The sequence below is a fragment of the Pseudomonas sp. LS44 genome (genome assembly GCF_024730785.1).
In the GTDB taxonomy this organism is placed as follows: domain Bacteria; phylum Pseudomonadota; class Gammaproteobacteria; order Pseudomonadales; family Pseudomonadaceae; genus Aquipseudomonas.
The window spans coordinates 4393047-4418568 of the sequence record NZ_CP102830.1 but is presented as its reverse complement, the minus strand read 5'-3'; the positions used below and the strand labels follow the sequence as shown (position 1 = coordinate 4418568).

Below are 25522 nucleotides of genomic sequence, written 5' to 3'. Positions count from 1 at the left end.
GATCGGCGCAAGCCGGGTGTAGTGCGCTTGTAGTTATACTACATGACTCGCCTGGCGCCCAATCGGAGAGTTTCGGTGAGCATTCCCTGCGACATGTTGGTGTTTGGCGGTACGGGCGATCTTGCGCTGCATAAGCTTTTGCCGGCGCTGTATTACCTGCACCGCGATGGCCGCTTGCACCCGGACATGCGCATCCTGGCCCTGGCCCGCCAACCCCTTGAGCGCCAGGCCTATCACGCGCTGGCCGAGCGCCGTTGCCGTGCTCAGGTGGCGCGCGCCGACTTCGATGCAGCTACCTGGCAAAGCTTCGCGGCGCGGCTCGATTACTTCGCTATGGACGCGTCGCAAAGCGCCGATTTCAGCCGTCTGGCCAAACGCCTTAACGCGCACCGGGTGCAGGTCTACTACCTGGCCACGGCGCCTGATCTGTTCGAAGACATCGCCAACCACCTGGCCCTCGCCGGGCTCGCCGGCCCGCAATCGCGGATCGTCCTGGAAAAACCCATCGGCCACTCACTGGAGTCAGCCAAGGCGATCAACGCGGCGATCGGTGCGGTATTCAATGAGTCGCGGGTGTTTCGCATCGATCATTATCTGGGCAAGGAAACCGTGCAGAACCTGATGGCGCTGCGCTTTGCCAATGCCCTGTTCGAGCCGGTGTGGCGCGCCGGGCATATCGACCATGTGCAGATCAGCGTGTGCGAAACCCTCGGCGTAGAAAATCGCGGCGCCTATTACGATCAGGCCGGGGCCATGCGCGATATGGTGCAGAACCACCTGTTGCAGCTGCTCTGCCTGGTGGCCATGGAGGCACCGGTGCGCTTCGACGCCGAAGCGGTGCGCGACGAGAAGCTCAAGGTGCTGCAAGCGCTGCGGCCGATTGATGGGCTCGACGTTCAGGACCTGACGGTGCGCGGTCAGTACGTGGCCGGGAAGATCGGCGGGCAAGAGGTGCCAACGTATTACTTCGAAAAAAATGTCGACAACGACAGCGATACGGAAACCTTCGTCGCCCTGCAGGCCGAGATCGATAACCCGCGCTGGGCCGGCGTGCCGTTCTATTTGCGGACTGGCAAGCGCATGGCCAAGAAGAGTTCGGAGATCGTTATCCACTTCAAGCCGACGCCCTATCGGTTGTTCCACGGTGGCGCCGCCAACCGCCTGCGCATCCGCCTGCAGCCGGAAGAGCGGATCAGTCTGCAACTGATGGCCAAGACCCCGGGCAAGGGCATGCGCTTGGAGCCGGTGGAGCTGGATCTCAACCTCGCCCATGCCTTTCAGCAGAAACGGCGTTGGGATGCTTACGAGCGCCTGTTATTGGATGTGATCGAAGGCGATTCGACTTTATTCATGCGCCGCGACGAAGTCGAAGCGGCCTGGGCCTGGATCGACCCGATCCTGCGCGGCTGGCACGAGTACTACCAGAGCCCGCGACCCTATCCATCCGGTACCAATGGCCCGGAGCAGGCGCAGAGCCTGTTGTCCCTGCAAGGCCGCAGCTGGCAGGACTGAGTTGCGCAATTAGTTGCCAGGTGTGTGGCGGCAAACTGGGCGTTGTTGACGTTGCATCCAGCCTTCATCCCAGTCTGAGCTGGGGTGTGCAAAGTTCTGTAGGCGATTGCGCAACACTTGGCGCAGGTTTCGCCGCTGCCGTCCTGCGGCGTACTGCGCATAAATTCCAAGCTATTGATTAATAACATTTAAAACTCACTGGCACGCTCTTTGTTATAGCTCCGGCTCCCGGACCAGCAGGCCCACGAACGAAGCAAGGAGAGCACTCATGCCAACACCCGCGTATCTATCCCTCGAAGGCACCAAGCAAGGCCTGATCACCGCAGGCACTTTCACCGAGGACTCGGTTGGCAATATTTTCCAGGAAGGACACGAAGACCAGGTGCTGGTTCAGGCCTTCAACCACCAGGTCATCATTCCGCGCGATCCGCAGTCCGGCCAGCCGACTGGCCAGCGCGTCCACAAGCCGCTGATGATCACCAAGGTGTTCGATAAATCCTCGCCGCTGATCTTCAACGCCCTCACCTCCGGCGAACGCCTGAACAAGTGCACCCTGCAGTGGTATCGCACCTCTGCCACCGGCACCCAGGAGCACTACTTCACCATCCAGCTGGAAGACGCGGTGATCGTCGACGTGCAGTCGCGCATGCCGAACTGCCAGGACCCGAACATGGCGCATTTCACTCACCTGGAAGACGTCTATTTCACCTACCGCAAAATCGTCTGGACCCATGAAATCTCCGGGACCTCTGGTTCGGACGACTGGCGCTCGCCTATCGCTGTTTGAGGCTAGGTAAGCGCGCTGCACATGCATCGGCCAGGCATACCTGGCCGATGCTTTTTATTGTTTCAGCCGAGGAACACGGATGTTCGCTCCCGCCAACCACGTGCATTTCCGCCTGACCATCGCCGGCGTTGCCCACGACTTGCAGGTACTCGCCTTCCACGGCCGCGAAGCCCTCAGTCAGCCGTTCGCCTTCGACCTGCAACTGATCAGCGAGCGTCCCGACCTGGACCTGCAAAGCCTGCTGCACCGGCCGGCGTTTCTGAGCTTTTCCGCCGAGGGCGGCGGCATCCACGGGCTGATCCATAGCGTGGCCCAGGGCGAGTCCGGCCCGCGCCTGACCCGTTATCGGCTGACCCTGGTACCGCAATTGGCCTACCTGGCCCAGCGCACCAACCAGCGCATCTTTCAACATCTGACGGTGGCGCAGATCATCGCCCAGGTCCTCGAAGAGCACGGCATCCAGGCCGATGCCTATCGCTTCCAACTCGGCGCGGCGTATCCCGAGCGCGACTACTGCGTGCAGTACGACGAATCCGACCTGCACTTCGTCCAGCGCCTGTGCGAGGAAGAGGGCATTCACTATCACTTCCAGCACAGCGCCGAGGGCCATGTACTGATGTTCGGCGACGACCAGACGGTGTTTCGCCAACTGGCGCCGCTGGCCTATCAGCCGGACTCCGGCCTGGTCGCCGACGTGCCGGTGGCCAAGCGCTTCGGCGTGCGCCTGGCGACCCGCCCTTCGCAAGTCAACCGCCGCGACTACGACTTTCTGCAGCCGCACCTGTTGCTCGAAGCCAGTGCCTCTAGCCCCGCCGTGCCGGCGCTCGAGGACTACGACTATCCGGGGCGCTTCACCACCCGCGCGCGTGGCAAACAGCTGAGCCAACGCAGCCTGGAACGGCATCGCAGCGACGCGCAACTGGCCGAGGGCGACAGCGATCAGCCACTGCTGGCCAGCGGGCATTTCCTGCCGCTCAGCGAGCATCCGCGCAGCGACTGGAATCAGCTGTGGCTGCTCAGCGAAATCGTCCACGAAGGCAAGCAGCCGCAGGTGCTGGAAGAGTCCATCAGTGACTTCGGATCAACTCCCTCGCCCCTCTGGGGAGAGGCCGGGGTGAGGGGTTAAGCCACTCGGATTTCCAGCAGGGTTACCGCAACCACTTCCGCGCCACGCCCTGGAACGCGCCCTACCGTCCGCCGCTGGCCCACCCTAAACCACACATCCTCGGCAGCCAGAGCGCCGTGGTCACCGGTCCCCAAGGCGAGGAAATCCACTGCGATCAACACGGTCGGGTGAAAGTGCAGTTCCACTGGGACCGCCACGGCCAGGCCGACGAGCAGACCAGCTGCTGGCTACGGGTGTCCTCCAGTTGGGCCGGCGACCGCTATGGCGGCATCGCCATCCCCCGGGTGGGCATGGAAGTGCTGGTCAGCTTTCTTGAGGGCGATCCCGACCAACCTCTGATCAGCGGCTGCCTGTACCACGCCGAACATGTGGTGCCCTACGAGCTGCCGGCACACAAGACCCGCAGTGTATTCAAGACCCTCAGCAGCCCCGGCGGCGAGGGCTACAACGAGCTGCGTATCGAGGACCGCAAGGGTCAGGAACAGATCTTCATCCACGCCCAGCGCGACTGGGACGAGCACATCGAGCACGACCAGAAGATCCACATCGGCCACCAGCGCCACGACACGGTCGAGGCCCACAGCTACACCGAGCTCAAGGCCGAAGAGCACCGCACCACGCATGCCGATCGCAAGGTCGAAGCGCGCGCCGATGACCACCTGAGCGTCGGCAACAACCAGCATGTGAAGGTCGGCAGCGGACAGTTTGTCGAGGCGGGAAGGGAGATCCACCTCAAAGCCGGGCAGACCATGGTCATCGAAGCTGGCAGCGAGTTGACCATCAAAGCCGGCGGCAGCTTCATCAAGCTCGACCCCAGTGGCATCACCTTGGTCGGGCCGCTGGTCAAGGTCAATTCCGGCGGTACACCAGGATCGGGTGATGGCATTGCGATCAAATCTCCGCTGCGCCCAGGCATGGCCGACACCGGTGCCGCGGGAAGCCTGCTGGATCAGGCCTTGGTCAATGAGCAGCAGCCGGACGTCATCACCAAGAAGCAACGCATGCTCAATTTTTCCTCTTGAATCGCGGCCTCTAGCCAACGGATTGGTAGATCAACGCATGAGCAAACAACCTAAAGTCGAACGATGGGCCTATCCCTTCAAAGCCAAGTCAACGAGCGGCCCTAGCCAGGAAGTCCGCGATCCCTTGCTGTACTACGCCGCGCTGGCCAAAGCGAAAGGTGGTTTCTATCCGATGGGCGCCAACGGTCTTTGGCATGGTGGCGTGCATTTCGACGAAGGTACCGCGGGCATGCTCGATCAGAGCAGCGTGCGCTGCATAGCCGATGGAGAGGTGATTGCCTACCGGATTGACAGCCAATACCCAGTTAGTCAGTACGGCGACCGCGCCGCACCGTACTCGACAGGCTTCGTGTTGGTCAGGCACCGTCTGGAGATGCCGATTCCGCAAGATAAGGTGTGCACGGCTATTCCCGAACTAACTTTCTACAGTCTCTATATGCACCTGCAGAACTGGGCGAGTTATGAACAAGCCGGTGCTGCGGAGCCCGCTGCATTCCTAAGCCCCACGCGTTACGGCATCGAGCCCAGTAAAGCCATCGACCGCTTCCTCGGCTTGAACGTCAGGGCAGATGAGCCAGGCCGGCCGCAACATGAAAGGAAAATAGCCGTACTGCCGAAAGGATGCAAGATCAGGGTCGGTGAGCCTGCCGCCAGTAGTTCCTCTTGGCGCAAGCTACTTGCCGTTGTCGAGGGCAGGGCCAGCCCCGAGCTAGCCGATGACTGCACGGGCTGGGTCTACATCGGAGAGTTGGCCAAGACATCGGAGCCGAGCGTCTACCTGGTCGGTACCGCCGCCAATGATGTTGAGCCCGGGTTATTGCCTGGGCAGGGCTTGAATGTTCGGCAAGCCGGCAACAACAAGGCTGCAATCACCGGAGTTCTTCCTCTGGGCGTAAAGGTCACTCTTGAATCCGGGACCGGCAACTACCGCAAGGTGAAGGAAATCGTCGACGGACAATCGCTCCCGCCGTTAACTCCGAGTAGCGCGGACAATATTCAGGGCTTTGTGCATTTCGCCTCGCTCAAAGCCGAGCGCGTCCCGCCGATCCTCGACAAAGTGCAATTGTTGGCGCAGCCACATCCGATTAAAGCCGGCGAATTAATCGGCCATCTCGGCCTTTATCAGAACCAGGACGAAGCGACACCCTCACCGCTATTGCACCTGGAGGTTTTTAGCTGCGAGGACGTGCGTGCATTCATTCTTGAGTGCCGCGGTCTAGCTTTCAAGCTGCCAGACAGCCAGAAATCCCTGTTGAAAATCCACAAAGGCGCCAGTCAGCTGATCCCTCACCGGGACGGCATCCCACCGGATATTTGCATGCGTGGCGAAACCATCGGCGTCGATCTGATACTTCCCCTCAGCTATCTGGAAAGCCTGCCCAGCACCCGCAAACTACAAACTAGTCAGCCCATTCCCGGCAGCCGCCAACCGCAGGTAACGCGCTGGTGGCGGTTGGACAACCTGCTGGTCAACCAAGACGGCCAGTTCATCAGTGGCTGGCTGGCCGAGCAGGATTGGATCACCACCCGACATAGCCCATGGGAGTGGGATGGCTTTGAGTTCATCGAAGAAAGCGGTAGACCAATCGATCACCTGGTTCACCAACTTGGCGCACATAACCAACTGAGCGATGAAGAAAAACATAACTATCAGGCTCAAATCAGCTTGGCAGACCAAGGGCCGATTCAGCGGCGTCTCTATGACATCATCGATAGTAATCAGGACAAACAGATCACTACCTCTGAGATCCGCTTAGCGATAGAAAAGCCTTGGCATGCGCAATCAATATCGCGGCTAATTAGTTGTTACGAAAGTGAATGGTATTACGAAGCCGGAAAGTGGGATGCATTAGATGAACTGATGGGGCACAGTGATGCTGAAGTGAATGGAAGGTGGTTGGAAGAGAAAAAAAATATCGAAAGGTCAGGGTGGTATAATTTTCTGGTAGGGAAGTGCGGAATAACTGCAGCTGTGAAAGTATGGCATATCCATCCGACGGCCCTGATTGGATCTTTCTCAAAATTCTGTTCGGAAATATGCAGGGCAGAAGTTTACAAGCTAGAAACAACCGTAGGTCTTTATGTAGTTTCAAAGAAATTATTTGAATATATTCTTCAGATCGAAAGCTACCGGCAGTACCCATACGCACTACCCGACAACAACAGCGGAATAACTATCGGATACGGCTATGACCTTGGGCAGCAAACAGTCGATACAGTAGATAAGGAGCTTGCAGGTTTGTATTCCTCTGCCGAAATAGAAAGTCTAAAGGTTGCGATAGGAAAGAAAGGACAAGACGCTAGGGATTATGTAAATAAGGTAAGTCATATCTCAATTAGTAAAGATAATGCTATGAGTTTGGCGGTAATCATGAAAAAAAGATACGCGCAGCAAGTAGTTGACGTTTATCCTCAAGCAATAAAACTGCATCCCGACTGTCAGGGCGCTTTACTGTCCTTAATAATAAATCGTGGAAATATGCTAAATACCCCTGCTGGAAGTACACGGCGATTAGAGATGCGGCAAATCCAAGATGATTTTAATAGCAATAAACCGGAACTAATCTCTTCCAGATTTCGGAGTATGAAGAGGCTCTGGGCAGGGGACCCAAGAACATCTGGTCTTGCTGCCAGGCGTGAGAAAGAAGCAGTATTTTTTGAGGAGGCACTGAAATGCAGCTGTTGGGAGTAATATCGAAATTATTAGGGTTTTCTTCATTTGCTGTTGTCATGTCAACGCCAGTAGCGGCAGATATTAGGTGTAACTCTGAAAGCATTACGACGCCAGACGTTGTGATTTGTTCTCAAGAATCATTTTCAAAGATCGATAAGGTCCTTAATGAGCAATATAAAGCGCTTTCTTCCGAGCTAAATTCTTCAGCCAAGCAAAGCCTCATTACGGTACAGAAAAGCTGGATAAATTTAAAAGAAAATTACTGCAGAATTATTTACGATGAAATTTCGCCAGGCCAAGAAGCGCGTATTGATGAGTTGTCATGTTTGACACAACTAACAAGCTTTCGCGTAAGTGAGTTGATTTATTTTAGGACTGGCGTTGTAGGCGACGGATTTTATAAGGCGGTTTCCTTGGTAAGCCAGAAAAGTACTAATCAAAATAACGCCGACGCTGTGAAATATGTAGCTGGAGTTAACGACTTAGGACCACTTTGGCAGGAATATGCGAAGAATAATTGCGCAATGGCCAAACAGTTATACAATGAAGTAAATCAAGTGTGTCTGGCTAGGATGCGATACCAGATGCCAGCTAATTAATAAAAATTTTGCCAATTGTGAAGTTCGCTAGCGAGCTAATGGGTCGTTCGATGTGCGGCAACAATTTATTGATTGCTCACCGCAAGCCTGCCCTGCATCGTGCAAGAGAATCTCTGCCACGTCGGGCAACTAGCTCAGATTACTTGTTTAAGGCTTTGAGGAATCCATGTGCACTAGGGTTTCATCCATAAATTTATGTTTGGGCATTGATCAATTTTCCCCTACTGATATTGCCGACAACGACTAGACAGAGGCCGGCCAGTAACGACTAGACCGGAGCTGGCTGGAACTCGACTAACTCGAACATCCGCTCCGGTAAGTAATCACGCAAGTGAGGGCTGGCAGCCATCAGTTTCGGCATCAGTTCCAGCAAGGTGGTGGACGGCAAGGTGGCGCACACTTCGGCCTGACGCGGTAGCGGCAATCCACTGAGCACCTGCACCGCGACAGCGATGTTGTCGTCGGCAAGCGCTGCTTCCGTCAGCAGGCCCAGGTAACGACTGGAGAAGGTGCGCAGCGCCTGCACGATCAGATCCATGCGCTGGATATGCCGGGCGATCTGCAAGACGTTCTCCGGCGAGTTGATACCGAAGATCAGCAGTTTGAGTTGCTTGGCCGACAGGCACTCGGCGTATCGGGCGGCGGTGGAGAACGCGCGGTCCTCGCACAGCTGGCGGGCGACATCCAGATGCAGGCTGCCTGGCAGGTTGAGATAGGTGGCGAGAATCAATTGTGGGTCGAGGTGGGTGGTGGCTTGGGCGAGGAAGTCGACGGGCAGCGCCAGGATCAGTTCGTGTAGCTGGGCGTCCGGTACGTGGGGTGCCAATTGGGCGACGCGTTGTGGGCCGAGTTGCAGTACCACGGGCAGCTTGACCGCCAACGGCACCAGCCGTTGGGAGGCCAGCAGCAGACGCAGACCAATCGGCAGCTCGGGCAGTTTCGCCATGGGGAAATCTCTCTTCGGCCAGTTTGCTGCCAGGGCCCAAAGCTCTGGCAGTGCCAGCCCAGCATGGGGCGACCCACGTTGGCAAAGCAGCCATCTTTGCATGGGTCGCTCGCGCCGACGGTAACAGTCCTAAGCTAGGCCTGTTACTCCCACAATGCTGCAGCCTGTTCCCGAAGCAATTGCGCAAAAACCGGCGCCTCTACCGGGCGGCTGATCAGGAAGCCTTGGATCTCGTCGCAGCCTTGGGCTTTGAGGAAATCCATCTGCGCTTGGGTTTCCACGCCTTCGGCAACCACTTTCAACTCCAGGCTGTGGGCCATGGCGATGATGGCGCGGGTGATGGCGGCATCTTCACCGCCCGCGGCGATGTCGCGGATGAAGGTCTGGTCGATCTTCACGTAGTCGACCGGGAAGCGCTTGAGGTAGCTGAGTGACGAGTAGCCGGTGCCGAAGTCGTCGATCGCCAGTTTCACGCCCAACTCGCGCAGCTGGCGGAAGGTGCTGATGACGCTTTCGACGTTATCGAGCAGTTGGCTTTCGGTCAGTTCCAGTTCCAGCAGGCGCGGGGGCAGCTCGGTTTCCGCCAATATCTGGCGCACCAGGCTGACCAGGTTGCCTTGACGCACTTGGTGCATGGAGATGTTCACCGATACGCGTAAATCGGCGAGGCCCTGGCGTTGCCATTCGCGCGCCTGTTGGCAGGCGCGGCGCAGGACAAATTCGCCGATGGGGGCGATCAGGCCGGTTTCCTCAGCCAGTCCGATGAAGTCGCCCGGCGGCACCAGACCCATCTCCGGGTGGCGCCAGCGGACCAACGCCTCGGCGGCGTTCAGGCTGTCATCGGCCAGGCACAGCTTCGGCTGGTAGAAGACTTCCAGCTGGCCCAGCTCGATACCTTTGCGCAACTGATTCTCCAGTTGCAGGCGTTCCAATGTGCAGGCTTGCAGGTTATCGGTGAAGAACTGGAAGGTGTTGCCGCCCAGGTGCTTGGCATGTTGCATAGCCATGCCGGCCTGGGTGATCAGGGTGGAGATTTCCCGCGCGTTGTCCGGCAGCAGGCTGATGCCCAGCGAGGCGCTGACCACCAGCTCGTGGCCGCCGATGTTCATCGGCATGCGCAGCTTGGCCAGTAGCCGGCTGGCGGTGCGCGCGAGACTCGACAGGCTGCCATAGGCATCCAGCAACACGGCAAACTCATCGCCAGACAGGCGGGCCAGGGTATCGGCCTCCGGCACGGCCTGGACCAGGCGGCGGCTGATCTGCCGCAGCAGCTGGTCGGCGACTTCATGGCCGAGACTGTCGTTGAGCAGCTTGAAACGGTCCAGATCGATATGCAGCAGCGCCAGGCCGCGGCCGCTTTGGCGGGCGCGTTGGCTCGCCTCATGCAAACGCTCCTTGAACAGCGAGCGGTTGGCCAGGCCGGTCAGTTCGTCGTAGTGCGACAGATAGCGCAGCCGCTCCTCGGCCTCGCGGCGTGCCGACAGGTCGGCAAAGAAACCGACGATATGGCTGACCCGCCCCAGGCTGTCGCGCACCACATTGAGCTGCAGCCACTGCGGATAGAGTTCGCCGCTCTTGCGGGTCTCGATCAGCTCGCCCTGCCAGCTATCATGCTGCTCCAGCTCTTGGCCGATGCGTTCGTACTGGTGTTGCGTATCGCGGTTATTGATCAGCCGCACGACCCGTCGCCCGTACACATCATCCCGGCTATAGCCGGTCACTTCGCTATAGGCCTTATTAACTGCCAGCACCCGGTACGCCGGGTCGAGAATGATAATGCCCTCGCTGGCGGCCTCGAATACCGTGGCCGCCAGGCACTGCTCTTCTTCGCGCTGTTTCCAGGCGGTGATATCGCGACGGGTGCCGAGCATGCGTATGACTTTACCGTCGGCGTCGCGCTCGACGGCTCGGCCGCGGTCTTCGACCCAGACCCAGCGATCCTCGGCATGCCGCACGCGGTATTCGATGTGATAGCCGTCGCTGCGGCCTTTCATGTGTTCGACCAGGGCGCGGCGTAAGACGGGCAGATCCTCGGGGTGCAGGCGTGGCTTGAGGTGACTGAGCACGCCCTTCACCTCTTGCGGCTCGATACCGAAGATTTCCCGCAGGTGCGAGTGATGCACTTCGTCGGTCTGCAGATTCCAATCCCAAAGGCCCAATTGGCTGGCTTCCAAGGCCAGGGCCAGGCGTTCTTCGCTCTTGCTCAGGGCGTGGCTGGCGGCATCCAGTTCGAGGGTGCGCTGCGCCACGCGCATTTCCAGATCGCCGTGCGCCTGACGCAGCTCGCGTTCGGCGCGGCGTCGATGTTCCACTTCGCGGGCCAGTTCGAGATTCAGGCCCTCGGCCTGGGATTTGGCGTGCTCGAGACGGCTGATCAGCGCCTGGTTATGAAAGCGCTGCAACAGACTGCTCTGCACCAAGCGGCTGACCTGCCAGGCGACCACCATCAGCGCCACCAGCAAAATCGTCGCCAGCAGCCCCCAGCCGCGCAGCAGCGGTTGCTCGCTGAGCAGCAGATAGGTCATCGAAGGAATCAGGCAGGGCAGGGCGAAGGTCAGGAAGGCCGGCATGCTGATGGCATACGCGACGCTGGCGGACAGAATCGCCGCGGCAATTAGACCGAACACCATGACCTGCAGAGTGAATGCATCGGCCGGCACCAGGGCAATCGCGCCGACCGCCATGCACAGGCCGGACGCCGCGGCGCCGACATGGAATGAGCGCCGCCACCTGGGTTCGGCTTGCCGACTGGGTGGAGCGAGGTTGAACGCGGCGACCTGGATCAGACGTAGCACGGCCAGCAGCACCAGTCCGACCAACCAGAGCGACAGCCACAGGCTATGGTGCGCATCCCAGAGCAGGAATGCGCAGGCCAGGCCGCTGAGCAGCATAAACAACGTGGGAATTCGTGACCCTTGATAGAGCAGGCGCGTGCGTTCCGCGGCGATTTGCCCGGCGAATTGCTGATGGATATCGCTTTCGGCATCCACAGAAGGCCCCCTACGGCTGGGCTCAAACGACAGAGTCATAGGCGCTGTTCTTGTAATAGTCGGCCTAAGAAGAGAATCGCAGCATAACTGGCCTTGATCTGTGGCCCAATACTCAAATGGGGGCGGCATTCATGGAACCAATCTTTAGTTGAGCAAAGCCTCTGGCACCGCTCACCGGCGTGGTTTGCCCCGTCTCGTCGCACCCCCTAGAATGCCGCGATGCTTAAAGACCCAGAACTTCTCCTCGCTTCTCTCAACGATGCTCAGTGCCAGGCAGTTGCCGCAGCCTTGGGCCGTCAATTGGTGCTCGCCGGTGCCGGCTCGGGCAAGACCCGAGTGCTGGTCCATCGCATCGCCTGGCTGATCCAGATCGAAAAGGCCTCGGCGCATTCGATCCTCTCGGTGACCTTTACCAACAAAGCGGCTGCCGAGATGCGCCACCGCATCGAGCAGCTGCTCGGTGAGAATCCTGCCGGCATGTGGGTGGGCACCTTCCATGGCCTGGCCCACCGGCTGCTGCGCGCGCACTGGCAGGAAGCCAAGCTCAACCAGAACTTCCAGATTCTCGATTCCGACGACCAGCAGCGCCTGGTCAAGCGGGTGATCCGCGACCTCGGCCTCGATGAGCAGCGCTGGCCGGCGCGCCAGGCGCAATGGTTCATCAATGGCCAGAAGGACGAGGGCCTACGTCCGCAACATATCCAGGCTAGCGGCGATTTATTCCTCGCCACCATGCGAAGCATCTACGAGGCCTATGAAGCGGCCTGCGCGCGCGCCGGAGTGATCGATTTTTCCGAGTTGCTGCTGCGCGCCCTGGATCTGTGGCGCGATCATCCGGGCTTACTTGCGCATTATCAGCGGCGCTTCCGGCACATCCTGGTCGACGAGTTCCAGGACACCAACGCCGTGCAGTACGCCTGGCTGCAGTTGCTCGCCAAGGGCGGCGACAGCCTGATGGTGGTCGGCGATGACGACCAGTCGATCTACGGCTGGCGCGGCGCCAAGATCGAGAACATCCAGCAGTTCTCCAGCGATTTCGCCGACGCGCAAGTCATTCGCCTGGAGCAGAATTACCGCTCCACCGCCGGCATCCTCAAGGCCGCCAACGCCCTGATCGCCAACAACCAGGGGCGCCTGGGCAAGGAGTTGTGGACGGACGGCGGCGACGGCGAGCTGATTAGCCTGTACGCCGCCTTCAACGAACACGATGAAGCGCGCTATGTGGTCGAGTCGATTGAGGATGCGCGGCGCAAAAGCGGCCTCAAGCGCAGCGAAATCGCCATCCTGTATCGCTCCAACGCCCAGTCGCGGGTCCTCGAAGAGGCGCTGCTGCGCGAGAAAATTCCCTATCGCATCTACGGCGGCCAGCGCTTCTTCGAGCGCGCCGAGATCAAGAACGCCATGGCCTACCTGCGCCTGCTCGACGGCCGCGGCAACGATGCCGCGCTGGAGCGGGTGATCAACGTGCCACCGCGCGGGATCGGCGAGAAAACCGTGGAGATCCTGCGCAATCTGGCCCGTGAGCAGGAGCTGTCGCTGTGGGGGGCGCTGCATCAGGCGGTCGGCGCCAAGCTGGTCAACGGCCGCGCCGCCAGCGCGCTGAACGCCTTTGTCGAACTGATCGATCGGCTGGCCCTGAAGGTCGAGCAGATGCCGCTGCACCTGATGACCCAGACGGTCATCGAGCAATCCGGGCTGATCACCTATCACAAGGAAGAGAAGGGTGAAAAAGGCCAGGCACGGGTGGAAAACCTCGAGGAACTGGTCAGCGCCGCCCGTGCCTTCGACAACGAAGAGCTAGAGGACGATTTGACCCCGCTGCAAGCCTTCCTTGGCCACGCCTCGCTGGAAGCCGGCGACACCCAGGCCGGCCCAGACGAGGACTGCATCCAGCTGATGACCTTGCACAGCGCCAAAGGTCTGGAGTTCCCGCTGGTGTTCCTGGTCGGCATGGAAGAGGGCTTGTTCCCGCACAAGATGAGCCTGGAAGAAGCCGGCCGGCTCGAGGAAGAACGCCGCCTGGCCTATGTCGGCATCACCCGCGCTATGCAGCATCTGGTGATCAGTTACGCCGAAGTACGCCGTCTCTATGGCAATGAAACCCGCAATACACTCTCGCGCTTCGTCCGCGAGATTCCACCGTCGCTGGTGCAGGAAGTGCGCCTGTCGAACAGCGTCAGCCGGCCGATGACCAGCGCCAATCGCAGCACCGCTTCGATGTTCGCCGGCGCCGAAGTGCCGGATACCGGCTTCAATCTCGGTCAAGCGGTGCGCCACGGCCTGTTCGGCGATGGCGTGATCCTCAACTTCGAAGGCTCCGGCGCTCAGGCGCGGGTGCAGGTGAAGTTCGAGAACGAAGGCAGCAAGTGGCTGATGCTGTCCTACGCCAAGCTCGAAGCGCTGTAGCCACTCGTAGGGCGGGTGCAACCCGCGGACTGCTCTGGCGGGTTGTACCCACCCTACCTTGTTCGAAGCGGTGGCCATCGGTCGCCTGTGTCACTCGCGTCGCACACCGCCGCCATACTGTTGGGCGGAGGTGTGCCATGTCCAAATCACCTAGCGCCGCCGAGATTCTCGACACTGCCCTGAATCTAGCCGATTACTGTGGCTGGGAACGCCTACAGCTGCATGCGGTGGCCGCTGAGTTGGGCGTCGGGCTCGACGCGATCGCCCGGCATTACCAGCAGAAGGACGACCTGGTGGAAGCCTGGTTCGACCGCGCCGACCAGGCTTTGCTGCGTCACGCCGAAGCGCCCGCCCTGATCGAGCTGCCCACCGCGCACCGCCTGGAAGAGTTGCTGCAGGCCTGGCTCACCGCCCTGGCGCCACACCGCGCGGTGACCGGGCAGATGCTGCTGTACAAGTTCGAGCCCGCGCACCTGCACCTGCAGATCCAGGGCTTGCTGCGCATTAGCCGCACGCTGCAGTGGTGGCGCGAGGCGGCGCGGCGCGACAATCACCACCTGGCGCGCGTGGTCGAGGAAAGCCTGCTCACCGCGGTGTACCTGCGCAGCTTCATCCACTGGCTGCGCTACCCGCACGAACCGCCCGCGCTGTTGTGTGCTTATGTGCATCGCCAGTTGCAGCGCGTGCCGTTGCGTCAGCTGCTGCGCGACTAATTGGGGCCGCGGCGGGTGAGGGATCGACCGATGAGCAATCAACTGCTGTCCTCATGGGCGTTCTGGGCGCTGCTGTCGGCACTGTTCGCCGCGCTGACGGCCATCTGCGCGAAGGTCGGCGTGGCCGAGGTCGATCCCGATATCGCCACCTTGCTGCGGACCGGCGTGGTGCTGGTCAGCCTGGCGCTGCTGCTGCGCCTGACCGGGCAATACCAGCCGCTGGCGAGTATTTCGGCGAAGAGCTACCTGTTCCTGGGCCTGTCCGGGCTGGCCACTGGCGCTTCCTGGCTGTGTTACTTCCGCGCCCTGAAGCTCGGCCCGGCCTCGCTGGTCGCTCCGGTGGACAAACTCAGCGTGGTGCTTGTGGCGGTGCTCGGCGTGACGCTGCTCGGTGAGCGTCTGGAGCTGCGGCAATGGTGCGGCATTGGCCTGGTTGGCACCGGTGTGGCGCTGTTGGTCTGGCGTTGAGCGTTGCACCGGCTCGGCCACGCATAAATCCCGAAACATTCTGGGCCTAGCCAGCGTGGCCAAGAGGGGGCAGCATGACGCGCGTGCCATCCATAACAACGGGTAATCCCTTTATGCAACGTTTCCTCAGCATCGCCATGGCCCTGTGCGTCAGCCTGACGCTCGCCCTCGACGCGAATGCCGCCAAGCGCATGGGCGGCGGCAAGTCGTTCGGTTCGGCGCCGACCCACCAGACTCGCCAGGCGCAGCCTAACACCCCAGCCGCCGCGCCGACCGCTGCCGGCAAACCTGCCGCCGCGGCCAGCGGTGCCTCGCGCTGGCTCGGCCCGCTGGCCGGGATCGCCGCCGGCGGCCTGCTCGCCTCGATGTTCATGGGCGATGGCTTCGAAGGCTTCCAGATGTTCGACTTCCTGATCGTCGGCCTGCTCGCCTTCCTCGCCTTCCGCCTCTTCTCCGCGTGGCGTAAACGCCAGGCCCACGGCCAGCCAGCCGCTGCCGGTCATGCGCCGTTCCAGCGGGAAATGCCCGCCCAGCAAACGCCGATCTTCGGTGGTAGCGCGGCGCCAGCGCCGGTTATCAACGCGCCGGCCTGGTTCAACGAACCGCGTTTCCTTGAAGCCGGTCGCGAGCACTTCCTCGCCCTGCAGCAGCATTGGGACGCGGCCGAGATGGACAAGATCGCCGAGTTCGTCACCCCGTCAATGCTCAGCTTCCTCAAGCAGGAGCGTGCCGACCTGGGCGAAGGCTTCCAGTCGACCTACATCGACGATCTGCAGGTGCAACTGGACGGTATCGACGAACTGGCCGACAAGACCGTGGCTACGCTGACTTTCAGCGGTACCTCGAAGACCTCGCGCTTCGATCAAGGCGAAGCCTTCAGCGAAAGCTGGCGCATGGAGCGGGCCAGCGGCGACAACCAGCCGTGGCTGGTCGCCGGTATCCGCCAGAACGGTTGATTCGTTCCTGCTGCACAAACAAACCCGGGCTTGCCCGGGTTTGTCGTTTCAGTGCCGGCGGTGCTGGCGCCGGGCGATCAAGCGGCGCAAATAGAAGCGTGGCGGCGCCGCCGCCGGCAGCGTCAGTGGCCGCCCGGCAGGCCGCTGCACGGGCGGGTGTCCTTTCAGTGGCACAGCTCGCAGACCTCGGCGTGCGGCACCAGCTTGAGGTACTGGTCCATCTGCAGGTGCACCAGGTTCTGGTGATCGCCGGCCTCGAGGTAGATGTCCTGCTGGCGGGTCAGCTGCGGGTCGACCAGCATCTTCATGCCATAGGGTTCGCCCAACGCCGGCACGGCGCCGAGTTCGCAATCGTGGAACAGCCCGGCGATGGTTGCCTCGTTGCTCAGTTGCCAGTCCGTCGCGTCGGTGCGCACCTTGCCCAAGTCGAGGTGCCGGCTGGCCGGCAGCACCGCCATCAGGTAATGGCCGTGGCGATCATCGAGGATCACCGACTTGGCCAGGCGCTCCGCCGGCACGTAGGCCGCCCGCGCCGACTCCAGGCTGGTCGCCGAGTGCGGGTGGGCGACCAGCTCGAATTCGCAATGCGCGCGCTCCAGGCTGCGTTGTAGAGTTTTGGCCATTTGCATGATGTACCTCCCAGCCCGAGGGCCTTGGCGAAACCGCAACACTTCTGCTCAAATTTTAGTCAGCCACACCAGGGCCGGCGGCAGATTTCGCGACCATCCGACCCACGGATTTTTCCGCCCACACAGCGGCTACTGTATAAAGCCCATCCCCCTGCACGAGGCCTTACTGGTATGGAAGAAGTCATCGACGAACTGCGCGAACTCAACGAGCCGGTGCCGGTGCCGTTGGAGTTGCCGGATGAAGATTTGTTGGTGGAAATCGAGGAGCAATTGCTGATCAACCTGCCCTTCGAGCTGCGTGAATTCCTGCTTAAGGTCAGCGACGTGGTCTACGGCCACCTCGAGCCGGTCACCGCCAGCGATCCGCAATCGCACACCTACTTGCCCGAGGTTGCCTCGGTGGCTTGGGATCTGGGCGTGCCGCGCGATTTGGTGCCGATCTGCCAGGACGGCCGCGATTACTATGTGGTCGATATCGAAGGCGAAGTCACCCTGTGGTCGGGTGACGAAGGCGAGCTGACCGATGAGACCTGGGATTCGGTCTGGCACTGGGCGCGGGATGTCTGGCTGAAAAGCTGAACCAGCACCCGGTCGCTCCCGTAGGTTGGCGTTGAGCGCAGCGATACCCAACGAGCGTCAGTTCGCCAGCGCAACGATGGGTATCGCGCTGACCTGCGCGGCTCGACCCAGCCTACGGATCAGTGGCCGTTGTGCGGATCGCTGTGCTCCAGGGTTTCCATCAGCGCCACCTGCATGCGCGTGTGCACGCGGATGAACCAGCGCCAGAGTAGGGCGATCACCCCGGCGGCCAGCACGGCGATGACGATCAGGAACTCGACGGTCGGCAAGATGCTCGCCGACAGGCCCATCAACAGCAGCAGAATCCCGGCCAGCGACAGCAACGGAATCAACTCGGCGATCACCCGGCGTACGCGCACCGTATGCCGGCCGGCTTTTTCCGGGCTGACGCCCATCTCCGCCAGGAGCATCGACAGCGCCTTGAGCTTGCGGTAGGCGGCGATCAGGAACGGCAGCGAGAGCAACAGCGCGCCACTCCAGATCAGCGCCTTCTGCAGGTTTTGCTGAGCGATCCACGGCTGCAGGTAACCGGCCAGGCTCTCGGCAAACCAGGCACTGGCGAGGAAGATCGCCACCACCAGAGCCAGGTTGACGCCGATCTGCAGGAGGATCTTGCGGATCATCGCCATCAACAGAATGTTCTGCCCCTGCGGCTGAATGCTGCGCAGCCACTCGCCGTACAAGCCGAACACCCGCGCCACGCGCTCCGGCATCCACGCCGCCAGGCGCGTCGACAACGGGTCCGCAGCGCGGATCAGGTAGGGCGTGGAGAGGGTGGTGAGCGCCGACACGGCAACCGCCACCGGATAAAGGAAATCGCTGGTCACCTGCAGGGTCATGCCCAGCGCGGCGATGATGAAAGAGAACTCGCCGATCTGCGACAGGCCCATGCCGACGCGCAGCGACGTGCGTCCGTCGTTGCCGGCCAGGAAGGCGCCGACCCCGCAGGACAGCAGCTTGCCGAGAATCACCGCGACGGTGATCACCGCAATCGGCCAGGCGTAATCGATCAGCACCGCCGGGTCGATCAGCAGGCCGATGGCGACGAAGAAGATCGCGCTGAACATGTCGCGCACCGGTTCGACCAGCCGCTCGATCTGCACCAATTGGCGTGACTCGGCCATGATCGCGCCGATCAGGAAGGCGCCCAGCACCATGCTGTACTCCAGCTTGACCACCAGCAAGCAGAAGCCGAAACACAGGCCGAGCACGGTGATCAGGAGCATCTCGTTGCTCTCGAACTTCGCCACATAGGCGAGCAGGCGCGGCACCAGCAGAATGCCGATCACCAGCGCGACGATCATGAACAGCGATAGCTTGCCGACCGTGGAAAACACCTCGCCGGTCTCCACGCTGCCGCTCACCGCGATGCCGGACAGCAGCGCGATGATGCCAATGCCGAGGATGTCCTCGACAATCAGCACGCCGAAGATCAGCTGGGCGAAGCGCTCGTGCTTCATCTTCAGATCGCCGAGCGCCTTGATGATGATGGTGGTCGAAGAGATCGCCAGGATGCCGCCGAGGAACAGCGAATCCATATTGCTCCAGGCGAAGAACTGGCCGATTTCGTAACCGATCCAGATCATCAGGGCGATTTCCAGAAACGCCGCGATGAAGGCCGTGGCGCCCACCTTGAACAGCTTGCGCAGGGAAAACTCCAGGCCCAGGCAGAACATCAGGAAGATCACCCCCAGTTCGGCGAGGGTTTTGATCGTCTGTTCGTCGTGGATCAGGCTAAACGGCGGGGTGTGCGGGCCAATGATGAAGCCGGCAATGATGTAGCCGAGTACCACCGGCTGCTTGAAACGGTGGAAAACGATGGTGACCATCCCGGCAATCAGCATGATCACCGCCAGATCCTGGATGAAGCTGATGGCATGCATGGCGGTGAACTCCTGACTGCCTGAACACGCGTCGACGCCTGGCGTCTGTGTTCGGATGTTCTCCTTGCGCTCGGGAATAGCGCATTAGCTGCCGCAGATGGGCAGATTGGCAGGGTACATCGGCCGGCGCGCCGGCTGGGGCTGAGCAATATATGGAAACAGTTGCTTGGCCAGGGGTGAACTGGCGGTAAGAAACTAATCAGCGGGTGTATCCGCCTACTGCTCACCACGAAGCGGTCTGCGCCTGGATTGACTTCTCGGCAAGCTCCGATAACGATGTGCAGAAATTCGAACGAGGTGTTCAACATGACCGCCAGTGGGATCGCCGCCTCTGCCGTGGAAGCCTTTGCCGCCGCTGAACGGCAGCGTTTCGTGCAGCGCAATCCGAAGTCCGTGGCCCTCGCCGAGCGCGCCCGTCACTCGCTGTTCGGCGGCGTGCCGATGCACTGGATGGCCGACTGGTCGACGCCCAGCCCGCTGTTCGTCGAACGCGCCAAGGGCGCGCGCTTCTACGACGTCGACGGCCACGAATACATCGACTTCTGCCTCGGCGACACCGGCACCATGTTCGGCCACTCGCCCGAGCCGATCGCCCAGGCCATCGCCGAACAGGCCAACAACGGCCTGACCACCATGCTCCCTGGCGAGGATGCGGTGGTCGCCGGTGAGCTGCTGACCGCGCGCTTCGGCCTGCCCTACTGGCAGGTCACCGCCACCGCCACCGACTCCAACCGCTACGTGCTGCGCTGGGCGCGGGCGATCACCCAGCGCAAGACCCTGCTGGTGTTCGACGGCTGCTACCACGGCACCGTCGACGACGTCATGGTGCGTTGCCGCGACGGCGCGACCGTGCACCGCTCCGGCCTGGTCGGCCAGGCCTACGACCTGACCCAGTACAGCCGCGCGATCCCGTTCAACGACATCCAAGCGCTGGAGGCCGCGCTGGCCCAGGGCGACGTCTGCGCGCTGCTGTGCGAGCCGGCGATGACCAACATCGGCATGGTCCTGCCCGAGCCCGGTTTCCTGCAGCAGTGCCGCGAGCTGACGCGCAAGTACGGCGCGCTGCTGATCATCGACGAGACCCACACCATCTCCACCGACATCGGCGGCTGCACCAAGCTGTGGGGCCTGGAGCCGGACTTCTTCGTGGTCGGCAAGCCGATCGCCGGTGGCGTGCCGTGCGGCATCTTCGGCTGCAGCGCGGCGATGGCCGAGGCCATGCAGCAGGCGCGCCAGCGGGCCAGCGCAGGCAGTCAGGGCCACGGCCACAGCGGCATGGGCACCACCTTGTCGGCCAACGCCCTGGCCATGCACTGCATGCGCGCCAACCTCGAGCAGGTGATGACCCAGGCCGCCTACGACCACATGCTGCCGCTGGCCAAGCGCCTGGCCGACGGCTTCCGCGGGCTGATCGCCAAATACGACCTGAAGTGGTCGGTGACCGAGCTGGGCGCGCGCAGCGAGTTCCAGTTCTGCCCGGTTTCGCCGAAGACCGGTGCGCAAGCCGAGGCGGCGTTCCACGACGAGCTGCAGATGGCCCTGCACCTGTACCTGATCAACCGCGGCATCCTCATCACGCCGTTCCACAACATGACCCTGTGCTGCCCGGACACCAGCGCCGCCGACGTCGACCGCCTGATCGCCACCCTCGATCAGGCATTGAGCGAGCTGCTGGCCATTCCCGGCGCGCGCGAGCCGTAGGATGGGTCGGGCCGCGCAGGTTGAGCTTGTGATGCCCATCGGCCCTTACCGCATGGATATCGCTGCGCTCACCTATCCTGCAAGTCCGCAACCGTAGCCCGGATGCAATCCGGGAGGGTCCAACATCCGCAAACCCAGGATTGCATCCGGGCTACACATCGCCGCGTGGCGCTGACGAGGTAGACATGCACTTTGCCGATATCCAGGAAGCCCACGACTTCCTCGCCGCCCATCCCGAGGTGCGCAGTTTCGAGCTGATTCTGATCGACGCCAATGGCGTACCGCGCGGCAAGCTGTTGCACCGCGACGAGCTGTTGGCCATTTATGAAAACGGCCGGCCGCTGCCCAGCTCAATCCTTGCGCTGACCATCCAGGGCGAGGACGTCGAGGACAGCGGCCTGGTCTGGGAAGTCGCCGACGCCGACTGCTGGACCTATCCGCTGCCCGGCAGCCTGACCCTGCAGCCCTGGCGCAGCACGCCGACCGGTCAGTTGCAGGTCAGCATGCATCCCGAAAAAGGCTTGCCGGCCTCGCCGGCCGATCCGCGCCATGTACTGGTGCGTGCCATCGATCGCCTGAAGGCCGATGGTTACCATCCGGTGATGGCCGTCGAGTTGGAGTTCTATCTGCTCGATCGGCAGCGCGACGTGAACGGCCGACCGCAACCGGCGTTGCAGATGAACGGCGTGCGCCCGCAGGCACCGCAGGTCTACGGCGTGCTGGAGCTGGAGCAGCAGCAGGCGTTTCTCGATGACCTCTACGCGGCCTGCGAGGTGCAGGGCCTGCCGGTACGCACGGCGATCTCCGAATACGCGCCCGGCCAGCTGGAGCTGACCCTCGAACACCGTTTCGATGCGCTGCAGGCGATCGATGAAGGCATCCGTTACAAGCGCCTGGTCAAGGGTGTCGCCAACCGGCATGGTCTGCAGGCCTGTTTCATGGCCAAGCCGTTCGGCGACCAGGCCGGCAGCGGCCTGCACCTGCACGTGAGCCTGGCCGATGAGCACGGCAACAATCTCTATGCTGCGGAAGATCCGCATGGCACACCGCTGCTCAGGCATTCGATTGGCGGGATGATGGCTACCTTGCTCGACGGGCTGGCGATCTTCTGTCCGCACGCCAACTCGTTCCGCCGCTTCCAGGCTAATAGCTACGCGCCGTTGGCGAAGAGCTGGGGGGTGAACAACCGTACCGTGTCGTTCCGCGTGCCCGGCGGCCCGGCCAACAGTCGGCATATCGAGCACCGCATCTGTGGCGCCGACGCCAACCCCTATCTGGCCGCCGCGGCGATCCTCGCCGGGATCCACCATGGCTTGCGTGAGCAGCTCGATCCGGGCGCGCCGATCACCGGCAATGGTTATGCCCAGGCCAGCGAGTTCTTGCCGACCGACTGGTTAACCGCGCTGACTGCACTGGAGCAATCGAGCTGGGCCACCGAGGCTTTCGGCAGCGAGTTTCTCCAGGTCTATCTGGCGATCAAGCGCCACGAGTATCGCCAGTTCATGGCCGAGGTCGGCGAGCAGGATTGGCGCTGGTATTTGACTCACGCCTAGCGTGCGGCGGCCCCGCGTAACGCCTTAATCCGTCAGTTCGCCACACAGGTCGAGCGCGAACCAATGCTCGACCTGCGCTGGCGGTAACCCGGCGCCGAGCAAGGCGAACAGCTTGCCCAGGGCCGCCTCGCGGGTCATCCCGGCGGCGCTGACCAGGCCGGTCTGCTGCAGCCGGCTGCTGGCCGAATACACGCCGAATTCGACATGCCCTTGCGGACATTGGCTGATCGCTGCCAGCACCACGCCGCGGTCGTGGGCGTCCTGCAGCGTCGCCATGATTTCCCGGTCATTCGCCGGCCCGGTGCCGCTGCCGTAGCACTCCAGCAGCAGGGCTTCCACGCCACTCTCCAGCAGCGCACGCAGCTGCGCGGCGCCGAGCCCAGGAAACAGCGGCTGCACGGCCAGGCTCACCGGGCGCCGCGGCTGGCGGTGATCGAGGGCTGGCGGAATCGACGGAGCGTGCGCGCCCTGACGGCGCCGCGGCAGCACGGTGAAGGCATCGAAGGCGTCGCTGCGCAATTTGCTGACCCGCGCGCCATGCAGCAGGCGTCCATCGAAGAACACCTGCACGCCAGGTCGCTGGCCGAGTTCGAGCATGCGCATGGCGCCAAACAGATTGCTCCAGGCATCGCCGCCGGCGACCCCAGCCGGTTGCATCGAGCCGGTGAGGATTACCGGTTGGCTCAGGCCGAGGAGCAGGAAACTGAGTGCCGCGGCGCTGTACGCCAGGGTGTCGGTGCCATGCAGAACCAGCACGCTGTCGCAGCCATCGTCATCGATGCCGGCGAGAATCTGCTCGCGCATGGTCAGCCAGTCGGCGTGCGTCATGTTGGCGCTATCGAGCGGCGCGGGCAGTTCGCGAAAGCGCCAGTCCGGCAATTGCCCGCCATCTTCCTCTAACCGCTGCTGGGTCCGCAGCCGCGCTTCGAACCCGGAAGCCGGGGCCAGGCCATCGGCACTCATCTGCATGCCGATCGTGCCGCCGGTATAAAGGATGAGGATGCGCTTGGCTGCGGACATGGCGATGGTCTCGAATGGTTGGACGGGCACAGTCTATTTTTTCCAGCTAAGCAAAGGCTATGGCAAGCGGTGAGGTAATCCCGTGCGGGCTGCGCAATACCCGGCGTGCAGAAAATGACCAGCAGTGCTCGCCAACCCCGGCTTTACGGTATACTCCGCGGCCCTTGGCCGATCAGCGGCCAGATTCATTCGCCAACAAGCCACGCCTGGTTACCCAGCGTGGCTTGTTAGTTTTTGCCGCGCCAGCAGGCGCCAATGAAGAAGAGGCACGACGATGAGCGCACTGGTTGGCGTGATCATGGGCTCCAAGTCCGATTGGTCCACCCTGAGCCACACCGTGGACATGCTGGACAAACTCGGCATTCCCTATGAAGTGCAGGTGGTGTCCGCCCACCGCACGCCGGATCTGCTGTTCCAGTACGCCGAACAGGCAGACGCCCGTGGCATCCAGGTGATCATTGCCGGCGCTGGCGGTGCTGCCCATCTGCCGGGTATGTGCGCGGCCAAGACCCATCTGCCGGTGCTTGGCGTGCCCGTGCAGTCGTCGATGCTTTCCGGGGTCGACTCGCTGCTATCTATAGTGCAGATGCCGGCCGGCATTCCAGTCGCCACCTTGGCCATCGGTAAGGCCGGGGCGGTCAACGCGGCGCTGCTGGCGGCGAGTATCCTCGGTCATCAACATCCGCAGTATCACGCGGCGTTGAAGCAATTCCGCACAGAACAAACCAATAGCGTGTTGGACAATCCGGACCCGCGCGAGGCCTGAGTCAGATGAAAATCGGTGTGATCGGTGGCGGCCAGCTCGGTCGCATGCTGGCCTTGGCGGGTACTCCGCTGGGCATGAACTTCGCCTTCCTGGATCCCGCGCCGGATGCCTGCGCCGCCGCGCTGGGCGAGCACATCCGTGCCGACTATGGCGACCAGGATCATCTGCGCCAATTGGCTGATGAAGTCGATCTGGTGACCTTCGAGTTCGAAAGTGTGCCGGCTGAGACGGTGGCCTTTCTCTCGCAGTTCGTACCGGTCTATCCGTGCGCCGAGTCGTTGCGCATTGCCCGCGACCGATGGTTCGAGAAGTCGATGTTCCGCGAGCTGGATATTCCGACTCCGGAATTTGCCGACATCCAGTCGCAGGCCGATCTCGACGCCGCTGCCGCCAGCATTGGTCTGCCCGCGGTCCTCAAGACCCGCACCTTGGGCTACGACGGCAAGGGCCAGAAGGTCCTACGCCAAGCAGCAGATGTCGCTGGCGCCTTTGCCGAGTTGGGTAGTGTGCCCTGCATTCTCGAAGGCTTCGTACCGTTTACCGGCGAGGTATCGCTGGTCGCCGTGCGGGCTCGCGACGGGGAGACGCGTTTCTATCCGCTGGTCCATAACACCCACGACAATGGCATCTTGCGCTTGTCGGTGGCGAGTACTGCGCATCCTCTGCAGGCGCTGGCTGAAGACTATGTTGGGCGGGTGCTGAACCAGCTCGGCTATGTCGGGGTGCTGGCTTTCGAGTTCTTCGAAGTTGATGGCGGCTTGAAAGCCAACGAGATTGCCCCGCGTGTGCATAACTCCGGGCATTGGACCATCGAAGGCGCCGAATGCAGCCAGTTCGAGAATCATCTACGCGCCATTGGCGGATTGCCGCTGGGCTCCACGGCCAAGGTCGGTGAGAGCGCCATGCTCAACTTCATCGGCGAAGTACCGGTTGTAGATAAGGTTGTCGCTATCGCCGACTGCCATCTGCACCACTACGGCAAGGCATTCAAGGTGGGTCGCAAGGTCGGTCATGCCACCCTGCGTTGTGCCGACAGCGATGCGTTGCAGCGGCAGATCGCAGCTGTTGAGGCGCTGGTCAGCGGCACGGAATAACGCAAGCCCGGAGGTTCCCGGCTTCCCGGAACCCAGCCGGTGGAGTGTCCGTCTGATGGCAGGTCGCCAAAGCCACTACTAGGCTTAGCGAGCGAGCC

General features: G+C 61.8%; 18 protein-coding genes and 1 pseudogene. 14 read left to right on the top strand and 5 right to left on the bottom strand.

Annotated elements, in window-relative coordinates:
- Positions 1-42 precede the first annotated feature (42 nt).
- The 5 genes and pseudogenes from zwf (at position 43) to NVV93_RS19860 (ending at position 7720) form a co-directional block, all read left to right on the top strand.
- Positions 43-1512 (top strand): glucose-6-phosphate dehydrogenase, encoded by a 1470-nt coding sequence (gene zwf / locus NVV93_RS19880; protein ID WP_258252372.1) that lies wholly within the window; start codon positions 43-45, stop codon positions 1510-1512.
- A 268-nt stretch (positions 1513-1780) separates the two neighbouring features.
- Entirely contained in the window at positions 1781-2299 is a 519-nt protein-coding gene (locus NVV93_RS19875; protein WP_258252371.1) for an Hcp family type VI secretion system effector, read from the top strand.
- 79 nt (positions 2300-2378) lie between these two features.
- A pseudogene (locus NVV93_RS19870) lies at positions 2379-4447 on the top strand (type VI secretion system tip protein VgrG).
- A 37-nt stretch (positions 4448-4484) separates the two neighbouring features.
- Positions 4485-7139, top strand: coding sequence for a pesticin C-terminus-like muramidase (locus tag NVV93_RS19865; RefSeq protein WP_258252370.1), 2655 nt, complete (start codon positions 4485-4487; stop codon positions 7137-7139).
- Complete coding sequence (locus NVV93_RS19860; RefSeq protein ID WP_258252369.1) at positions 7121-7720, top strand: lysozyme inhibitor LprI family protein; 600 nt, start codon at positions 7121-7123, stop codon at positions 7718-7720. The genes NVV93_RS19865 and NVV93_RS19860 overlap by 19 nt, the downstream gene beginning before the upstream one ends.
- Before the next feature lie 268 nt (positions 7721-7988).
- Here the strand turns inward: NVV93_RS19860 and NVV93_RS19855 are convergent, their stop codons facing one another.
- On the bottom strand, positions 7989-8666 hold the full coding sequence (locus NVV93_RS19855) for a hypothetical protein (protein ID WP_258252368.1): 678 nt from the start codon (positions 8664-8666) through the stop codon (positions 7989-7991).
- A 143-nt stretch (positions 8667-8809) separates the two neighbouring features.
- A complete protein-coding gene (locus NVV93_RS19850) occupies positions 8810-11695 on the bottom strand; it encodes a bifunctional diguanylate cyclase/phosphodiesterase (protein ID WP_258252367.1) in 2886 nt (961 codons plus the stop codon).
- A 180-nt stretch (positions 11696-11875) separates the two neighbouring features.
- Between NVV93_RS19850 and uvrD the strand changes: the two genes are divergently transcribed.
- The 4 genes from uvrD to NVV93_RS19830 all read left to right on the top strand — a co-directional run bounded on the left by uvrD (position 11876) and on the right by NVV93_RS19830 (position 16199).
- Positions 11876-14062, top strand: a complete 2187-nt coding sequence (gene uvrD, locus NVV93_RS19845; protein ID WP_258252366.1) for a DNA helicase II — start codon at positions 11876-11878, stop codon at positions 14060-14062.
- A 137-nt stretch (positions 14063-14199) separates the two neighbouring features.
- A complete protein-coding gene (locus NVV93_RS19840) occupies positions 14200-14775 on the top strand; it encodes a TetR/AcrR family transcriptional regulator (protein WP_258252365.1) in 576 nt (191 codons plus the stop codon).
- Between the two features lie 30 nt (positions 14776-14805).
- The gene (locus NVV93_RS19835) at positions 14806-15243 is read left to right on the top strand and encodes an EamA family transporter (protein ID WP_258252364.1); all 438 of its coding nucleotides are present in this window, start codon (positions 14806-14808) and stop codon (positions 15241-15243) included.
- Positions 15244-15356: 113 nt separating this feature from the next.
- Complete coding sequence (locus NVV93_RS19830) at positions 15357-16199, top strand: Tim44 domain-containing protein (RefSeq protein ID WP_258252363.1); 843 nt, start codon at positions 15357-15359, stop codon at positions 16197-16199.
- Positions 16200-16363: 164 nt separating this feature from the next.
- Here NVV93_RS19830 and NVV93_RS19825 read toward each other — a convergent pair whose 3' ends face one another.
- Complete coding sequence (locus NVV93_RS19825; protein WP_258252362.1) at positions 16364-16828, bottom strand: aminoacyl-tRNA deacylase; 465 nt, start codon at positions 16826-16828, stop codon at positions 16364-16366.
- Positions 16829-16999: 171 nt separating this feature from the next.
- Between NVV93_RS19825 and NVV93_RS19820 the strand changes: the two genes are divergently transcribed.
- Positions 17000-17407 (top strand): SMI1/KNR4 family protein, encoded by a 408-nt coding sequence (locus NVV93_RS19820; protein ID WP_258252360.1) that lies wholly within the window; start codon positions 17000-17002, stop codon positions 17405-17407.
- A gap of 119 nt (positions 17408-17526) precedes the next feature.
- Here the strand turns inward: NVV93_RS19820 and NVV93_RS19815 are convergent, their stop codons facing one another.
- Entirely contained in the window at positions 17527-19290 is a 1764-nt protein-coding gene (locus NVV93_RS19815; RefSeq protein WP_258252359.1) for a cation:proton antiporter, read from the bottom strand.
- 306 nt (positions 19291-19596) lie between these two features.
- Here NVV93_RS19815 and NVV93_RS19810 point away from each other — a divergent pair, with 306 nt between their 5' ends.
- Both NVV93_RS19810 and NVV93_RS19805 read left to right on the top strand, forming a co-directional pair.
- Positions 19597-20991, top strand: coding sequence for an aspartate aminotransferase family protein (locus NVV93_RS19810; RefSeq protein WP_258252358.1), 1395 nt, complete (start codon positions 19597-19599; stop codon positions 20989-20991).
- Between the two features lie 185 nt (positions 20992-21176).
- Positions 21177-22544 (top strand): glutamine synthetase family protein, encoded by a 1368-nt coding sequence (locus NVV93_RS19805; RefSeq protein ID WP_258252357.1) that lies wholly within the window; start codon positions 21177-21179, stop codon positions 22542-22544.
- Between the two features lie 24 nt (positions 22545-22568).
- Here the strand turns inward: NVV93_RS19805 and NVV93_RS19800 are convergent, their stop codons facing one another.
- On the bottom strand, positions 22569-23564 hold the full coding sequence (locus NVV93_RS19800; RefSeq protein ID WP_258252356.1) for an asparaginase: 996 nt from the start codon (positions 23562-23564) through the stop codon (positions 22569-22571).
- A 274-nt stretch (positions 23565-23838) separates the two neighbouring features.
- On the opposite strand from NVV93_RS19800, the gene purE reads away from it, so the two are divergent.
- Together purE and NVV93_RS19790 are read left to right on the top strand one after the other, a co-directional pair.
- The gene (gene purE / locus NVV93_RS19795; protein ID WP_258252355.1) at positions 23839-24330 is read left to right on the top strand and encodes a 5-(carboxyamino)imidazole ribonucleotide mutase; all 492 of its coding nucleotides are present in this window, start codon (positions 23839-23841) and stop codon (positions 24328-24330) included.
- 5 nt (positions 24331-24335) lie between these two features.
- The gene (locus tag NVV93_RS19790; protein ID WP_258252354.1) at positions 24336-25424 is read left to right on the top strand and encodes a 5-(carboxyamino)imidazole ribonucleotide synthase; all 1089 of its coding nucleotides are present in this window, start codon (positions 24336-24338) and stop codon (positions 25422-25424) included.
- Positions 25425-25522 lie beyond the last annotated feature (98 nt).

What these genes read in the sequence shown, in the direction of transcription:
- zwf (WP_258252372.1), top strand. Translation starts at nt 43, where the DNA reads ATGACTCGCCTGGCGCCCAATCGGAGAGTTTCGGTGAGCATTCCCTGC.
- NVV93_RS19875 (WP_258252371.1), top strand. Translation starts at nt 1,781, where the DNA reads ATGCCAACACCCGCGTATCTATCCCTCGAAGGCACCAAGCAAGGCCTG.
- NVV93_RS19865 (WP_258252370.1), top strand. Translation starts at nt 4,485, where the DNA reads ATGAGCAAACAACCTAAAGTCGAACGATGGGCCTATCCCTTCAAAGCC.
- NVV93_RS19860 (WP_258252369.1), top strand. Translation starts at nt 7,121, where the DNA reads ATGCAGCTGTTGGGAGTAATATCGAAATTATTAGGGTTTTCTTCATTT.
- NVV93_RS19855 (WP_258252368.1), bottom strand. Translation starts at nt 8,666, where the DNA reads ATGGCGAAACTGCCCGAGCTGCCGATTGGTCTGCGTCTGCTGCTGGCC.
- NVV93_RS19850 (WP_258252367.1), bottom strand. Translation starts at nt 11,695, where the DNA reads ATGACTCTGTCGTTTGAGCCCAGCCGTAGGGGGCCTTCTGTGGATGCC.
- uvrD (WP_258252366.1), top strand. Translation starts at nt 11,876, where the DNA reads ATGCTTAAAGACCCAGAACTTCTCCTCGCTTCTCTCAACGATGCTCAG.
- NVV93_RS19840 (WP_258252365.1), top strand. Translation starts at nt 14,200, where the DNA reads ATGTCCAAATCACCTAGCGCCGCCGAGATTCTCGACACTGCCCTGAAT.
- NVV93_RS19835 (WP_258252364.1), top strand. Translation starts at nt 14,806, where the DNA reads ATGAGCAATCAACTGCTGTCCTCATGGGCGTTCTGGGCGCTGCTGTCG.
- NVV93_RS19830 (WP_258252363.1), top strand. Translation starts at nt 15,357, where the DNA reads ATGCAACGTTTCCTCAGCATCGCCATGGCCCTGTGCGTCAGCCTGACG.
- NVV93_RS19825 (WP_258252362.1), bottom strand. Translation starts at nt 16,828, where the DNA reads ATGCAAATGGCCAAAACTCTACAACGCAGCCTGGAGCGCGCGCATTGC.
- NVV93_RS19820 (WP_258252360.1), top strand. Translation starts at nt 17,000, where the DNA reads ATGGAAGAAGTCATCGACGAACTGCGCGAACTCAACGAGCCGGTGCCG.
- NVV93_RS19815 (WP_258252359.1), bottom strand. Translation starts at nt 19,290, where the DNA reads ATGCATGCCATCAGCTTCATCCAGGATCTGGCGGTGATCATGCTGATT.
- NVV93_RS19810 (WP_258252358.1), top strand. Translation starts at nt 19,597, where the DNA reads ATGACCGCCAGTGGGATCGCCGCCTCTGCCGTGGAAGCCTTTGCCGCC.
- NVV93_RS19805 (WP_258252357.1), top strand. Translation starts at nt 21,177, where the DNA reads ATGCACTTTGCCGATATCCAGGAAGCCCACGACTTCCTCGCCGCCCAT.
- NVV93_RS19800 (WP_258252356.1), bottom strand. Translation starts at nt 23,564, where the DNA reads ATGTCCGCAGCCAAGCGCATCCTCATCCTTTATACCGGCGGCACGATC.
- purE (WP_258252355.1), top strand. Translation starts at nt 23,839, where the DNA reads ATGAGCGCACTGGTTGGCGTGATCATGGGCTCCAAGTCCGATTGGTCC.
- NVV93_RS19790 (WP_258252354.1), top strand. Translation starts at nt 24,336, where the DNA reads ATGAAAATCGGTGTGATCGGTGGCGGCCAGCTCGGTCGCATGCTGGCC.